This is a genomic window from Streptococcus sp. FDAARGOS_520, from assembly GCF_003812685.1.
Taxonomy (GTDB): Bacteria; Bacillota; Bacilli; order Lactobacillales; family Streptococcaceae; genus Streptococcus; species Streptococcus agalactiae.
Map to the genome: position 1 here is coordinate 1,387,883 of NZ_CP033810.1, position 14,618 is coordinate 1,402,500.

The 14,618-nt window shown below is 38.3% G+C and carries 13 protein-coding genes, 1 tRNA gene, 2 rRNA genes and 1 other RNA gene (1 of these 17 cut by a window edge); 15 read left to right on the top strand and 2 right to left on the bottom strand.

From position 1 onward, the window contains the following. Positions 1-4: 4 nt before the first annotated feature. The 9 genes from EGX96_RS07430 to EGX96_RS07470 all read left to right on the top strand — a co-directional run bounded on the left by EGX96_RS07430 (position 5) and on the right by EGX96_RS07470 (position 6,596). Positions 5-316: a CHY zinc finger protein gene (locus EGX96_RS07430; RefSeq protein WP_000983191.1), complete on the top strand. Its 312-nt coding sequence runs from the start codon at positions 5-7 to the stop codon at positions 314-316. Positions 317-322: 6 nt separating this feature from the next. Beyond that, a complete protein-coding gene (locus EGX96_RS07435) occupies positions 323-862 on the top strand; it encodes a biotin transporter BioY (protein ID WP_000469149.1) in 540 nt (179 codons plus the stop codon). Between the two features lie 138 nt (positions 863-1,000). Next, positions 1,001-1,777, top strand: coding sequence for an MBL fold metallo-hydrolase (locus EGX96_RS07440; protein WP_000779461.1), 777 nt, complete (start codon positions 1,001-1,003; stop codon positions 1,775-1,777). Then, complete coding sequence (tadA, locus tag EGX96_RS07445) at positions 1,777-2,283, top strand: tRNA adenosine(34) deaminase TadA (RefSeq protein WP_001169006.1); 507 nt, start codon at positions 1,777-1,779, stop codon at positions 2,281-2,283. Before EGX96_RS07440 ends, tadA begins: the two co-directional genes overlap by 1 nt. Positions 2,284-2,317: 34 nt before the next feature. Continuing rightward, positions 2,318-2,403: signal recognition particle sRNA small type (gene ffs, locus EGX96_RS07450), an RNA gene on the top strand. A gap of 151 nt (positions 2,404-2,554) precedes the next feature. Continuing rightward, on the top strand, positions 2,555-3,904 hold the full coding sequence (locus EGX96_RS07455; RefSeq protein ID WP_000148892.1) for a glucose-6-phosphate isomerase: 1,350 nt from the start codon (positions 2,555-2,557) through the stop codon (positions 3,902-3,904). Between the two features lie 321 nt (positions 3,905-4,225). Beyond that, positions 4,226-4,753: a 5-formyltetrahydrofolate cyclo-ligase gene (locus EGX96_RS07460; protein WP_000412414.1), complete on the top strand. Its 528-nt coding sequence runs from the start codon at positions 4,226-4,228 to the stop codon at positions 4,751-4,753. Further along, complete coding sequence (locus EGX96_RS07465; RefSeq protein ID WP_000061940.1) at positions 4,744-5,421, top strand: rhomboid family intramembrane serine protease; 678 nt, start codon at positions 4,744-4,746, stop codon at positions 5,419-5,421. Before EGX96_RS07460 ends, EGX96_RS07465 begins: the two co-directional genes overlap by 10 nt. A 131-nt stretch (positions 5,422-5,552) precedes the next feature. Then, positions 5,553-6,596 (top strand): BMP family lipoprotein, encoded by a 1,044-nt coding sequence (locus tag EGX96_RS07470; RefSeq protein ID WP_001080268.1) that lies wholly within the window; start codon positions 5,553-5,555, stop codon positions 6,594-6,596. A 90-nt stretch (positions 6,597-6,686) separates the two neighbouring features. Here the strand turns inward: EGX96_RS07470 and galU are convergent, their stop codons facing one another. Together galU and EGX96_RS07480 are read right to left on the bottom strand one after the other, a co-directional pair. Continuing rightward, the gene (gene galU, locus EGX96_RS07475) at positions 6,687-7,586 is read right to left on the bottom strand and encodes a UTP--glucose-1-phosphate uridylyltransferase GalU (protein WP_000868271.1); all 900 of its coding nucleotides are present in this window, start codon (positions 7,584-7,586) and stop codon (positions 6,687-6,689) included. A gap of 36 nt (positions 7,587-7,622) precedes the next feature. Next, a complete protein-coding gene (locus EGX96_RS07480) occupies positions 7,623-8,639 on the bottom strand; it encodes an NAD(P)H-dependent glycerol-3-phosphate dehydrogenase (protein ID WP_000166106.1) in 1,017 nt (338 codons plus the stop codon). A gap of 169 nt (positions 8,640-8,808) precedes the next feature. Here EGX96_RS07480 and rnpA point away from each other — a divergent pair, with 169 nt between their 5' ends. From rnpA to EGX96_RS07510, 6 genes are all read left to right on the top strand, one after another. Beyond that, positions 8,809-9,138 (top strand): ribonuclease P protein component, encoded by a 330-nt coding sequence (rnpA, locus tag EGX96_RS07485; protein WP_000754611.1) that lies wholly within the window; start codon positions 8,809-8,811, stop codon positions 9,136-9,138. 12 nt (positions 9,139-9,150) lie between these two features. Continuing rightward, positions 9,151-9,966, top strand: a complete 816-nt coding sequence (locus tag EGX96_RS07490) for a YidC/Oxa1 family membrane protein insertase (RefSeq protein ID WP_000727918.1) — start codon at positions 9,151-9,153, stop codon at positions 9,964-9,966. 7 nt (positions 9,967-9,973) lie between these two features. Further along, the gene (gene jag / locus EGX96_RS07495) at positions 9,974-10,795 is read left to right on the top strand and encodes an RNA-binding cell elongation regulator Jag/EloR (RefSeq protein WP_000242577.1); all 822 of its coding nucleotides are present in this window, start codon (positions 9,974-9,976) and stop codon (positions 10,793-10,795) included. Positions 10,796-11,134: 339 nt separating this feature from the next. Beyond that, a 16S ribosomal RNA gene (locus EGX96_RS07500) occupies positions 11,135-12,683 on the top strand. Positions 12,684-12,737: 54 nt separating this feature from the next. Beyond that, positions 12,738-12,810 (top strand) — tRNA-Ala (locus EGX96_RS07505). Between the two features lie 153 nt (positions 12,811-12,963). Beyond that, positions 12,964-14,618, top strand: a 23S ribosomal RNA gene (locus EGX96_RS07510) (it continues 1,248 nt past the right edge of the window). Together the 16S and 23S rRNA genes with 1 tRNA gene alongside form the textbook arrangement of a ribosomal RNA operon.

Below are 14,618 nucleotides of genomic sequence, written 5' to 3' on the forward strand. Positions count from 1 at the left end.
AATCATGATGCAAGAGTACTTTGGTATTGGTCTTGATAGTAGCAGCCGCTGTTACCACTATCATACTAAATTGGATATTGTCGCTTTAAAATGTGCTGTTTGTCAAAAATATTATGCTTGTTATAAATGTCATGATGCACTCGAGGAGCATTGTTTTGCAGCAACAAAATCTGATGAAACGTTTCCTGTCTTATGCGGTTCTTGTCGTCAGATGTTGACATTAAAAGAGTATAAAACTGGTTTTTGTCCTTATTGTCGTATGCTTTTTAATCCAAATTGTCAACGCCATGATTCTATTTATTTTTCGAAGGAGTAATTTTTAATGTTTCACACAAAAAGCCTAATCCAGATGGCTATGATGGCTACTTTATTGGTGGTACTTGGTTTCATTCCTGCTCTACCACTTGGTTTCATTCCGGTCCCTATCGTCTTACAAAACCTAGGGGTTATGATGGCTGGTGTTATTTTGGGCGGAAGAAAAGGGAGTTTATCTATTTTGCTCTTCTTTCTTGTCGGTTTAGTTATTCCTGTATTCTCAGGTTTACGTTCGACTATACCTGTATTGACAGGACCAACAGCTGGTTATGTTATTGCTTGGTTGTTTGTTCCTTTGCTTATCTCATATGGTGTAAAATTAGTAAATAAAAAGAATTTTATAGCTATTTTCCTTATTGTATGGCTAGCAGGGGTCCTTTTTGTAGATGTAGCAGGAGCAGTTTGGCTGGCATCTTATACGAACATCCCATTAGATAAATCACTTCTTCAAAACTTAGTATTTATCCCAGGAGATACAATAAAAGCCATTATAGCTGCTGTTGTTGCTGTTAAATATAAAGATAGTTTTTTCTTGACTGAAAAATAATCAAGATTGCTATATATTAGATGGACTAGTAAATCTAAAAATTTAGATTTACTAGTCTTTTTTGTGCATAAAATCTAAAACAGTTATTCTTAATAAAATTTGGTATAATAGCATTAAATCAGTAAGGAGGGGATTATCATGAAATTAACAACGTTAGGTTGTTGGGGTGGTTATCCTTATAAAGATGGAGGAACCACAAGTTTTCTATTAACTGGAGAAAATAATTTTCACTTATTAATAGATGCGGGAAGTCGTTCAATCAATGAGCTAGAAAAAGAAATAAGCCCGTTGGATTTGGATGCAGTTATCATCAGTCATTATCATCCAGATCATGTAGCAGATTTGGGTGTGTTGTATCATTATCGTTTGCTATACCCTAAAGATAAATGGGAACCCAAAGTATTGCCAGTTTATGGACATAATGAGGATGATTATGAGTTTTCTAAATTGACATTACCTAACGTTGCTCAAGGAATTGCTTATCATACCAATGGAGTTGAGCAAGTTGGTCCCTTCAATATTACGTTTATCAAAACAGTCCACCCAGTCGTCTGCTATGCCATGAGGATTACAGAAAGAGAAACTGGTCAAGTATTAGTCTTTACAGGAGATTCTGGGTATTTTGCTGACCTTGTACCTTTTACAAAAGGCGCAGATTTATTTTTAGCAGACGTTTATCTTTACGAGGGAAATGAAAATCATATTGCACATTTGACTAGTAAAGAAGCAGGTGAGATTGCTTATAACGCTAAAGTTAAGAAATTAGTTTTAACACATGTTCCGCAGTTTCCGGGAGAAGGAATAAACCCCGAAAATCATTTGGAAGAACTTCGACTACAGTCTGAAAAGTATGCAGGTGGCATCTCTGTTGATTTAGCTCAGCCACATAAATCTTGGGACTTAGGAAAACTATAATGCAGAAATTTACCCAAGAAGAAAAAGAATGGTTTATGACAGAAGCTCTAAAGGAGGCAAAATCCTCCTTAGAGAAAGAAGAAATTCCTATAGGTTGTGTCATTGTAAAAGATGGTCATATTATTGGAAGAGGACATAATGCTCGTGAAGAGTTTAATAAAGCTATTTTACATGCTGAAATCATGGCTATTAACAATGCAAATGAGAAGGTAGGGAATTGGCGCTTATTAGATACTACTTTATTTGTTACTGTAGAACCTTGTGTAATGTGTAGTGGAGCTATTGGCTTAGCTAGAATTCCCCACGTTATATATGGCGCTAAGAATACGAAATTTGGAGCAGCGGGAAGTCTCTATGATATTTTAAGTGATAGCCGACTTAATCATAGAGTTGAGGTTGAAACCGGCATTTTAGAAGATCAATGCGCTAAAATAATGCAGGATTTCTTTCGAAAAGGACGACAACGCAAGAAAGAAGCTAAACTAAGTGAAAAAACTAAGATTTGATAGCTTGCAATAAAATATTAGTTTTGTTATAATATCTTTGGAGCAACATTTACTCGTGAAGTGGGTCAGGGGAGGAATCCAGCAGCCCTAAGCGATGCTAAATGTGTGCTCTTTTTATTTTCAAAAGTCAAAGTGTTTTTGGAAATAATTATGAAAGTTTCATAAAAATTGGTAGCGTTTCAAAAAATATGAAAATACAGTTAAAAAACCTTGAAAAAAAACTCACAAAAGAGTAAGATGATAGTGAAACATAATTGTTAGGAGAAATAAAATGACACATATTACATTTGACTATTCAAAAGTCTTGGGTCAATTTGTAGGCGAACACGAGTTAGACTACCTACAACCACAAGTAAGTGCAGCAGATGCTTTCCTTCGTCAAGGGACTGGTCCTGGCTCAGATTTTCTCGGATGGATGGACCTCCCAGAAAACTATGACAAAGAAGAATTTTCTCGCATTCAAAAAGCCGCTGAAAAGATTAAATCAGATAGCGAAGTACTCGTGGTTATTGGTATTGGTGGTTCGTACCTTGGCGCAAAAGCAGCAATTGACTTTTTGAATAATCATTTTGCTAATTTGCAAACCGCAGAAGAACGTAAAGCGCCTCAGATTCTTTATGCTGGAAATTCTATTTCATCTACTTACCTTGCCGATTTAGTTGAATACGTCCAAGATAAAGAATTCTCAGTAAATGTCATTTCAAAATCAGGTACAACAACTGAACCAGCGATTGCTTTCCGTGTATTTAAAGAACTTCTAGTTAAAAAGTACGGTCAAGAAGAAGCTAATAAACGTATCTACGCTACAACTGATAAAGTTAAAGGTGCCGTAAAAGTTGAAGCAGATGCTAATAATTGGGAAACATTTGTAGTTCCTGATAATGTTGGTGGTCGTTTCTCAGTACTGACAGCCGTAGGTCTTCTTCCAATTGCTGCTTCAGGAGCAGATATTACTGCTCTTATGGAAGGCGCAAATGCTGCTCGTAAAGATTTATCTTCAGATAAAATCTCTGAAAACATTGCTTATCAGTACGCTGCAGTTCGTAATGTTCTTTATCGCAAAGGTTATATCACAGAGATTTTAGCTAACTACGAACCATCATTACAATACTTTGGTGAATGGTGGAAACAATTAGCAGGTGAATCAGAAGGTAAAGATCAAAAAGGTATCTATCCTACATCAGCAAACTTCTCAACTGATCTTCACTCACTTGGTCAATTTATTCAAGAAGGTTACCGTAACCTCTTTGAGACAGTTGTTCGCGTTGAGAAACCTCGTAAAAATGTGACTATTCCTGAATTAACCGAAGATTTAGATGGTCTTGGTTATCTTCAAGGAAAAGATGTAGATTTTGTTAATAAAAAAGCAACAGATGGTGTACTCCTTGCTCATACAGATGGTGGGGTTCCAAATATGTTTGTAACGCTTCCTACACAAGACGCTTACACCCTTGGTTACACTATTTACTTCTTTGAGTTAGCAATTGGCCTTTCAGGTTATCTTAACTCAGTAAATCCATTTGATCAACCAGGGGTAGAAGCATATAAACGTAATATGTTTGCTCTTCTAGGTAAACCTGGATTCGAAGAGCTTAGCGCTGAATTGAATGCACGTCTTTAAAAATATCTAACTAAAAAGTTCCTCAAAGAGAGGAACTTTTTAGTTTTGTTGTAGGATAACTAAAAACCCACTAGCACCGGTAGCGATAGTGGGTTGGAAAAAGGGTTGAGAAAAGTTATTAACTTTTCTCAGGAGATTTATGAAAAAGGAAAATAATTTAGGATAATATTTTCCTAACGGCTAGGATAAACCGCTTATTTTAGGATGATACTAGTATACAGTAGAAACCTTAAATAAACCTTAAAAATTCATACTTTATCATTTTATTTTCCCCTATACTATTTTTGTATAAATGGTCAATATTAATGGTATCATAGATATATGGAAAAGAAATTATTAAGAAAAGAAGTTTTGATAACCTTAAAATCTCAACCTCAAGCTTACAAATCAGAAGTTGACTGTAAACTTTTAGAGGCTTTTATAAAAACTAAAGCTTATCAAAATAGTTGTGTAATTGCTACTTACCTATCTTTTGACTACGAATACAATACACAACTTCTTATTAAACAAGCTTTATGTGATGGCAAACGTGTCCTTGTTCCCAAAACTTATCCAAAAGGTAAAATGATTTTTGTGGACTATCAAAAAGATAACTTGAGGACAACACCGTTTGGCTTATTAGAACCTGTTAATGATAGAGCTGTTGAAAAAGCTAGTATAGACTTAATTCATGTGCCCGGACTTATCTTTAACAATAAAGGTTTTCGTATAGGTTATGGTGCAGGTTATTTTGATCGCTATTTGAGTGATTTTGAAGGTGATACTATTAGTACTATTTATAGGTGTCAGAGACAGGATTTTGTAGAAGAGAAGCATGACGTAGCAGTTAAGGAGGTATTATGTCTATGAAGAAGTTCGCTAAAGAGTATCCGACGACAGTACTCTTGGTCAGTCTGACAACCCTTGTTTTTTTATTGATGCAACTAACTTATGGAAGTCAAGCGGAGTCTAGCCAAGTTATTTTTCAATTTGGTGGAATACAAGGTGATTATCTAAAAGCATATCCAACAAATCTATGGAGACTAATAAGTCCTATCTTTGTTCATATTGGTTGGGAACATTTTTTATTAAATGGTTTAGCTCTGTATTTCGTAGGACAAATGGGGGAAAGTATTTGGGGAAGTTTGAGATTTCTAATTCTCTATATTTTATCTGGCTTAATGGGTAATATTTTTACGCTATTTTTTACTCCACATGTGGTGGCAGCAGGAGCCTCAACGTCTTTATTTGGTGTTTTTTCTGCTATAGCAATCGCAGGGTATTTTGGAAAAAATCCTTATTTAAAACAAGTTGGAAAATCATATCAAGTGATGATCTTGTTAAATTTATTTTTTAATATCTTCACACCCGGAGTGAGTTTAGCAGGCCATGTTGGTGGTTTAGTTGGTGGAGTATTGGTGGCTATTTTTTTGACAAAACAAAATGGTTCTTTATTATTTAAAACTTGGCAAAGTATTTTAGCTTTAATGATATTTATTATTGTATCGATCAGCTTAATAGGTCTATCGTTGGTATAATTCTACGGCTATAGCCTCTAAAACCAAACTTTCTCTGGGAAAAATAGAATAAAGTTTGCTAAATGATTTTTTTATGTTATGATAGAAATCTGTTTTTATGTGACTATAACTTATTAGGAGGTTCATTCTCGGTGAACAGAAAAATTATTGGCTTAACTCTACTATCTTTATCTGTACTAACATTAACAGCATGTGGTAATCGTTCAGATAAGTCTGCAAATAAATCAGATATCAAAGTTGCGATGGTAACTAATCAAGGTGGAGTAGACGATAAATCGTTTAATCAATCAGCTTGGGAAGGGCTACAAAAGTGGGGAAAAAAGAAGGGGTTGACAAAAGGTAATGGCTTTGATTATTTCCAGTCATCTAATGAATCAGATCATGCTAATAACCTTGATACGGCAGCCTCTAGTGGTTATAATTTAATTTTTGGTATTGGATTTGGTCTTCATGATACTATTGAAAAAGTATCAGAAAATAATAAAGATGTTAAATACGTTATTGTAGATGATATCATTAAAGGTAAAGAAAATGTAGCTAGTGTTACTTTTGCAGACAATGAAGCTGCTTACTTAGCTGGAGTTGCTGCAGCTAGGACAACTAAGACAAAAACAGTTGGTTTTATCGGAGGGATGGAAGGCGTCGTTGTTAAGCGATTTGAAGCAGGATTTAAGTCTGGAGTAAAATCAATTGATCCGGCTATTAAAGTTGCGGTATCTTATGCAGGCTCATTTACAGATGCAGCTAAAGGTAAAACGATTGCTGCCACACAGTATGCAACAGGTGTTGATGTTATTTACCAGGCTGCTGGTGGTACAGGAGCAGGAATTTTTAGTGAGGCTAAAACTGAAAATGAGACCCGCAAGGAATCTAACAAAGTCTGGGTAATTGGTGTTGACAGAGATCAAAGTCAAGAAGGCAATTATGTTTCAAAAGATGGTAAGAAAGCAAACTTTGTTCTGGCATCTACTATAAAAGAGGTGGGGAAATCTCTCCAATCTGTAGCAGAATTAACAGAGAAAAAACAATATCCAGGAGGGAAAGTAACAGTTTTTGGTCTAAAGGATAGTGGTGTAGATATTAAAGAGCATCAATTGTCTAGTGAGGGATCTGTTGCTGTCAAAAAAGCTAAAGAGGATATTGTTTCAGGGAAAATACAAGTTCCTATGAAATGATAAAAGTGTGGAGGAACAATAAGTTCTTCGTCAAGTACAATAAAAAAGTTTCCTATTTAGGAAACTTTTTTATTGTACTTGACTCATATTTTACTTCTTAGATGTTTTTTCTAGAGATTTTCCTAAATCAATGATATATTTCTTCAAGTCATCTTTAACTTGTGGGTGTTGAAGAGCATAATCAATAGATGTTTTCATAAAACCAAACTTGTCACCAACGTCGTAACGGTCTCCTGTAAATTTTCTAGCAAAAACACGTTGCGTTTTATTTAAAGTATCGATAGCATCGGTTAGTTGAATCTCATTTCCTGCACCAGGTTTTTGAGTTTCTAAAATATTAAAAATTTCTGGAGTTAACAAGTAGCGACCAATGATTGCCAAATTACTTGGAGCCTCTTCGGGAGAAGGTTTTTCAACGAAAGTGTTAACGCTATATAGACCATTAACTCCTTCTCCTTGTGGAGCAATAACACCATAAGCAGAAACATCTTCATGTGGAACTTCCATAACAGCAATTGTTGATGCATGAGTAGCTTCAAAGTCATTAATTAATTGTTTGGTGAGAGGAATAACTTTATTATTGGTAATATCCATTAGATCATCACCTAGCATAACAACAAAAGGTTCATTACCAACGAAGGCTTTTGCTTGTAGCACAGCATCTCCAAGCCCACGAGGATGACTTTGTCGAATAAAATGGAGTCGAATGCCAGTTGTTTCATCAACAAGTTTGAGAAGTTCGTTTTTCCCTTTCTCTTTTAGGTTATATTCTAATTCAAAATTTGAATCAAAGTGGTCTTCTATAGAACGTTTTGATTTACCAGTTACAACTAAAATATCTTCAATTCCAGATTTTAGTGCTTCTTCAACAATAAATTGAATAGTTGGTTTATCAACGATTGGAAGCATTTCTTTAGCTAAAGCTTTAGTAGCAGGTAAAAAACGTGTTCCTAAACCAGCGGCAGGGATAACTGCTTTTCTGACTTTCATATATAGCTCCTTTAAATAGTATTAATATAAACGATATTAGTGCCATTCATTCTCTGAACGAAATTCATTGGACATCATATCTAAAATGCTATCTTTGATATTAGCCCCTTCATATATTGATTTATAAATAGCTTCTGTAATGGGCATGTAAACATTTAAGTTTTGGGCGATTTCGTAAGCAACTTTAGTTGTTGAGATACCTTCAATAACCATCCCCATATTTTTTTCAATATCTTCAAGTTTCTCACCACGTCCTAAAGCATCTCCCGCTCTCCAGTTGCGAGAATGAACAGATGTACCAGTCACAATTAAATCTCCAACTCCGGATAAACCACTGAAAGTGAGAGGGTCGGCCCCTAATTGTACACCAAGACGTGTTATCTCAGCTAAACCACGCGTAATAATAGCTGCTTTAGCATTATCACCATAACCAAGACCGTGTAGTGCTCCAGCACCAACAGCAATAATATTTTTTAGAGCACCAGCTGTTTCTACTCCTACGACATCAGTGTTAGTATAAAGTCTAAAATAATGATTACTAAACAATTTTTGGACATACTTAGCTGCTTCAATATCTTTTGAAGCAGCAGTAATCAAAGTAATATCACGAACGATGGCTTCTTCAGCATGACTGGGACCTGAAACAACAACGATATCACTACGATATTGTTCAGAGATTTCTTCTTCTAAAATTGTAGAAAGTCGTTCATGAGTACCAGGTTCTAGTCCCTTAGAAGCATGCATAAGAACAACTTTATGCTTTAAAAGATTAGCCACTTGTTTAGCAACAAGTCTTGTAACTTTAGTTGGGACGACGAATAAAATGCTGTCAACATTATTAATCGCTTCCTCAAGATTAGTGTAGGCTTTTATTTTGGAATCTAAGGTAATATCTTTGAAGTAACGTTGATTAGTATGGTTAGTATTAATCTCTTCTATTTGTTCAACCACGTTTCCCCATAAGCGTACCTCATGTCCATTGTCATTTAATACTTGTGCAAGAGCAGTCCCCCATGAACCAGGTCCAAGAACGGCAATTTTTTGTTTTGTCATCTTATTCCTTCTTTCTAATAATAAGGCATATAGCGCTAACATTATATCATACTCTAATACACTTTGTCTTGTTTAGTCTGTTGTCAATGATAGTAACATTAGAAAAGAATTGAGTCTTTTAGGTTATTTATGGTATAATAAAACCAATTTAGATAAATGGAGCACTATTTTGAAAAAAACCTATCGGGTAAAAAGTGATAAGGATTTTCAAATGATTTTCAGCAGAGGTAAAAATGTTGCTAATCGAAAATTTGTTATCTACTATTTAGAAAAAGAACAAAAACACTTTCGTGTGGGAATCTCTGTTAGTAAGAAATTAGGAAATGCTGTTGTTCGTAACGCTATTAAAAGAAAAATTAGGCATGTTTTACTCTCTCAGAAAACAGCGCTGCAAGATTATGATTTTGTCGTGATTGCGCGTAAAGGTGTAGAGGAATTGGACTATCAAGCATTAGAAAAAAATCTTATACACGTTTTAAAAATAGCAGGACTCATCTAGAAAGGTATAAAATTGAAGAAAAAACTTAAAACATTTAGCTTAATATTGCTGACAGGCTCTTTATTGGTTGCTTGCGGACGAGGAGAAGTATCTAGTCATTCAGCCACATTATGGGAGCAAATAGTTTATGCATTTGCTAAATCAATACAATGGCTCTCCTTTAACCATTCAATTGGTTTGGGAATAATCTTATTCACTCTAATAATCAGAGCGATTATGATGCCGCTTTATAATATGCAAATGAAATCCAGCCAAAAGATGCAGGAAATTCAGCCAAGGCTCAAGGAATTACAAAAAAAATATCCAGGGAAAGATCCTGATAACCGTTTAAAGCTAAATGATGAAATGCAATCTATGTATAAAGCTGAGGGAGTTAACCCATATGCAAGTGTATTACCTCTTCTAATTCAGTTACCTGTCCTATGGGCTCTTTTCCAAGCTTTGACTAGGGTTTCTTTCTTAAAAGTAGGAACATTTTTGAGCCTAGAATTATCACAGCCGGACCCATATTATATTTTACCTGTACTGGCGGCCTTATTTACCTTTTTATCAACTTGGTTAACTAACAAAGCAGCTGTTGAAAAAAATATTGCTTTAACTCTTATGACTTATGTTATGCCGTTTATCATATTGGTAACAAGCTTTAACTTTGCTAGTGGTGTTGTTTTATACTGGACGGTGTCTAATGCTTTTCAAGTATTTCAAATTCTATTATTGAACAACCCATACAAGATTATAAAGGTTCGAGAAGAAGCAGTAAGAGTGGCACATGAAAAAGAACAAAGAGTTAAACGTGCTAAGAGAAAAGCAAGTAAGAAAAGAAAGTAGGAAAACCATGGTATTATTTACAGGAGCGACTGTAGAAGAAGCTATTGAAAAAGGACTACAAGAGTTAAACATTTCACGATTGAGGGCACATATAAAAGTTGTATCACGTGAGAAAAAAGGGTTTTTGGGCTTTGGTAAAAAGCCAGCAAAAGTTGAAATAGAAGGTATCACCGACGAAGTAACTGATATTAATGAATCGGTAGCGTTAAAAAATATTAAGAATGTACCGTCTAGCGTAGATGTGGTGGAAGAATATATAGAGGAGGTTGATGAAACGCTTGAAAAAGAAGACGTATCACAACCAGAACTTCCAAAAATTGATGATAAAAACGTTGTAACTACAAGTGAAGCTATTGAAAAAATTGACCTACTTCCTAATATTGAAGTAGCAGCTGCTCAGGTGACTAAATACGTTGAAAATATCATCTATGAGATGGATTTAGATGCAACAATAGAAACTACGACAAGTAAGCGACAAATAAATCTCCAAATAGAAACGCCAGAAGCTGGGCGCATCATTGGTTATCATGGAAAAGTATTAAAATCGTTGCAGTTGTTAGCACAAAATTATCTTCATGACCGCTTTTCTAAGAGTTTTTCAGTATCCATTAATGTCCATGACTACGTTGAGCATCGTACAGAAACTTTAATTGATTTTTCTAAAAAAATAGCTAGGCGTGTTTTAGAGACTAATGAACCTTACCATATGGATCCTATGAGTAACAGTGAGCGAAAAACTGTTCATAAAACAATTGCAACTATAGAGGGTGTTGAAAGTTATTCTGAAGGTAACGATCCTAATAGATTTGTAGTAGTTACTAAGAAATAAAAAGAGGTGAGACCTCTTTTTTTCTTGCGCTCTATCTACATTTTCAGAAAATGTAGAAAAAGTATGAAAAAAGAGTTGACAAAGTAAGAGATGATGTAGTAAACTAAATAAGTTGTCTCGAGAGAGCAGTTTCTATTAGCGCGTAGTTAACAACTTAAAAAAAGTAGTTGACAAAGCAGAATAAGTTTGCTAGAATATAGAAGTTGTCTCAAGAGAGGCAAAGACCTTTGAAAACTGAACAAGACGAACGAATGTGCAGGGTGGATTTACATTGTAAATCCGTCAATGACAAAAAACAATAAATCTGTCAGCGAGACAGAAAAGAGCAAAGCTCAAACTTTTAATGAGAGTTTGATCCTGGCTCAGGACGAACGCTGGCGGCGTGCCTAATACATGCAAGTAGAACGCTGAGGTTTGGTGTTTACACTAGACTGATGAGTTGCGAACGGGTGAGTAACGCGTAGGTAACCTGCCTCATAGCGGGGGATAACTATTGGAAACGATAGCTAATACCGCATAAGAGTAATTAACACATGTTAGTTATTTAAAAGGAGCAATTGCTTCACTGTGAGATGGACCTGCGTTGTATTAGCTAGTTGGTGAGGTAAAGGCTCACCAAGGCGACGATACATAGCCGACCTGAGAGGGTGATCGGCCACACTGGGACTGAGACACGGCCCAGACTCCTACGGGAGGCAGCAGTAGGGAATCTTCGGCAATGGACGGAAGTCTGACCGAGCAACGCCGCGTGAGTGAAGAAGGTTTTCGGATCGTAAAGCTCTGTTGTTAGAGAAGAACGTTGGTAGGAGTGGAAAATCTACCAAGTGACGGTAACTAACCAGAAAGGGACGGCTAACTACGTGCCAGCAGCCGCGGTAATACGTAGGTCCCGAGCGTTGTCCGGATTTATTGGGCGTAAAGCGAGCGCAGGCGGTTCTTTAAGTCTGAAGTTAAAGGCAGTGGCTTAACCATTGTACGCTTTGGAAACTGGAGGACTTGAGTGCAGAAGGGGAGAGTGGAATTCCATGTGTAGCGGTGAAATGCGTAGATATATGGAGGAACACCGGTGGCGAAAGCGGCTCTCTGGTCTGTAACTGACGCTGAGGCTCGAAAGCGTGGGGAGCAAACAGGATTAGATACCCTGGTAGTCCACGCCGTAAACGATGAGTGCTAGGTGTTAGGCCCTTTCCGGGGCTTAGTGCCGCAGCTAACGCATTAAGCACTCCGCCTGGGGAGTACGACCGCAAGGTTGAAACTCAAAGGAATTGACGGGGGCCCGCACAAGCGGTGGAGCATGTGGTTTAATTCGAAGCAACGCGAAGAACCTTACCAGGTCTTGACATCCTTCTGACCGGCCTAGAGATAGGCTTTCTCTTCGGAGCAGAAGTGACAGGTGGTGCATGGTTGTCGTCAGCTCGTGTCGTGAGATGTTGGGTTAAGTCCCGCAACGAGCGCAACCCCTATTGTTAGTTGCCATCATTAAGTTGGGCACTCTAGCGAGACTGCCGGTAATAAACCGGAGGAAGGTGGGGATGACGTCAAATCATCATGCCCCTTATGACCTGGGCTACACACGTGCTACAATGGTTGGTACAACGAGTCGCAAGCCGGTGACGGCAAGCTAATCTCTTAAAGCCAATCTCAGTTCGGATTGTAGGCTGCAACTCGCCTACATGAAGTCGGAATCGCTAGTAATCGCGGATCAGCACGCCGCGGTGAATACGTTCCCGGGCCTTGTACACACCGCCCGTCACACCACGAGAGTTTGTAACACCCGAAGTCGGTGAGGTAACCTTTTAGGAGCCAGCCGCCTAAGGTGGGATAGATGATTGGGGTGAAGTCGTAACAAGGTAGCCGTATCGGAAGGTGCGGCTGGATCACCTCCTTTCTAAGGATAAGGAAACCTGCCATTTGCGTCTTGTTTAGTTTTGAGAGGTCTTGTGGGGCCTTAGCTCAGCTGGGAGAGCGCCTGCTTTGCACGCAGGAGGTCAGCGGTTCGATCCCGCTAGGCTCCATTGAATCGAAAGGTTCAAATTGTTCATTGAAAATTGAATATCTATATCAAATTCCACGATCTAGAAATAGATTGTAGAAAGTAACAAGAAATAAACCGAAAACGCTGTGAATATTTAATGAGTTTTCTAGTTTTAAAGAAACTAGGTTAATAAGGTTAAGTTAATAAGGGCGCACGGTGGATGCCTTGGCACTAGAAGCCGAAGAAGGACGTGACTAACGACGAAATGCTTTGGGGAGCTGTAAGTAAGCGCTGATCCAGAGATGTCCGAATGGGGGAACCCACTAGTTAATGACTAGTATCCATATCTGTTAAGGATATGAGAAGGAAGACGCAGTGAACTGAAACATCTAAGTAGCTGCAGGAAGAGAAAGCAAAAGCGATTGCCTTAGTAGCGGCGAGCGAAACGGCAGGAGGGCAAACCGAAGTGTTTACACTTCGGGGTTGTAGGACTGCGATATAGGATTAATCATTATAGAAGAATTACCTGGGAAGGTAAGCCAAAGAGAGTAACAGCCTCGTATTTAAAATGATAGATTAACCTTAGCAGTATCCTGAGTACGGCGAGACACGCGAAATCTCGTCGGAATCTGGGAGGACCATCTCCCAACCCTAAATACTCTCTAGTGACCGATAGTGAACCAGTACCGTGAGGGAAAGGTGAAAAGCACCCCGGGAGGGGAGTGAAATAGAACCTGAAACCGTGTGCCTACAACAAGTTCGAGCCCGTTAATGGGTGAGAGCGTGCCTTTTGTAGAATGAACCGGCGAGTTACGATATGATGCGAGGTTAAGTTGAAGAGACGGAGCCGTAGGGAAACCGAGTCTTAATAGGGCGTCATAGTATCATGTTGTAGACCCGAAACCATGTGACCTACCCATGAGCAGGTTGAAGGTGAGGTAAAACTCACTGGAGGACCGAACCAGGGCACGTTGAAAAGTGCTTGGATGACTTGTGGGTAGCGGAGAAATTCCAAACGAACTTGGAGATAGCTGGTTCTCTCCGAAATAGCTTTAGGGCTAGCGTCGATGTTAAGTCTCTTGGAGGTAGAGCACTGTTTGGGTGAGGGGTCCATCCCGGATTACCAATCTCAGATAAACTCCGAATGCCAACGAGATATAATCGGCAGTCAGACTGCGAGTGCTAAGATCCGTAGTCGAAAGGGAAACAGCCCAGACCACCAGCTAAGGTCCCAAAATATATGTTAAGTGGAAAAGGATGTGGGGTTGCACAGACAACTAGGATGTTAGCTTAGAAGCAGCTATTCATTCAAAGAGTGCGTAATAGCTCACTAGTCGAGTGACCCTGCGCCGAAAATGTACCGGGGCTAAAACATATTACCGAAGCTGTGGATGACACAAAAGTGTCATGGTAGGAGAGCGTTCTATGTGTGAAGAAGGTGTACCGTGAGGAGCGCTGGAACGCATAGAAGTGAGAATGCCGGTATGAGTAGCGCAAGACAGGTGAGAATCCTGTCCACCGTAAGACTAAGGTTTCCAGGGGAAGGCTCGTCCGCCCTGGGTTAGTCGGGACCTAAGGAGAGACCGAAAGGTGTATCCGATGGACAACAGGTTGATATTCCTGTACTAGAGTATATAGTGATGGAGGGACGCAGTAGGCTAACTAAACCAGACGATTGGAAGTGTCTGGTCAAACAGTGAGGTGTGATATGAGTCAAATGCTTATATCTTTAACATTGAGCTGTGACGAGGAGCGAAGTTTAGTAGCGAAGTTAGTGATGTCACACTGCCAAGAAAAGCTTCTAGCGATACATATACTCTACCCGTACCGCAAACCGACACAGGTAGT

What these genes read in the sequence shown, in the direction of transcription:
- EGX96_RS07430 (WP_000983191.1), top strand. Translation starts at nt 5, where the DNA reads ATGATGCAAGAGTACTTTGGTATTGGTCTTGATAGTAGCAGCCGCTGT.
- EGX96_RS07435 (WP_000469149.1), top strand. Translation starts at nt 323, where the DNA reads ATGTTTCACACAAAAAGCCTAATCCAGATGGCTATGATGGCTACTTTA.
- EGX96_RS07440 (WP_000779461.1), top strand. Translation starts at nt 1,001, where the DNA reads ATGAAATTAACAACGTTAGGTTGTTGGGGTGGTTATCCTTATAAAGAT.
- tadA (WP_001169006.1), top strand. Translation starts at nt 1,777, where the DNA reads ATGCAGAAATTTACCCAAGAAGAAAAAGAATGGTTTATGACAGAAGCT.
- EGX96_RS07455 (WP_000148892.1), top strand. Translation starts at nt 2,555, where the DNA reads ATGACACATATTACATTTGACTATTCAAAAGTCTTGGGTCAATTTGTA.
- EGX96_RS07460 (WP_000412414.1), top strand. Translation starts at nt 4,226, where the DNA reads ATGGAAAAGAAATTATTAAGAAAAGAAGTTTTGATAACCTTAAAATCT.
- EGX96_RS07465 (WP_000061940.1), top strand. Translation starts at nt 4,744, where the DNA reads ATGTCTATGAAGAAGTTCGCTAAAGAGTATCCGACGACAGTACTCTTG.
- galU (WP_000868271.1), bottom strand. Translation starts at nt 7,586, where the DNA reads ATGAAAGTCAGAAAAGCAGTTATCCCTGCCGCTGGTTTAGGAACACGT.
- EGX96_RS07480 (WP_000166106.1), bottom strand. Translation starts at nt 8,639, where the DNA reads ATGACAAAACAAAAAATTGCCGTTCTTGGACCTGGTTCATGGGGGACT.
- jag (WP_000242577.1), top strand. Translation starts at nt 9,974, where the DNA reads ATGGTATTATTTACAGGAGCGACTGTAGAAGAAGCTATTGAAAAAGGA.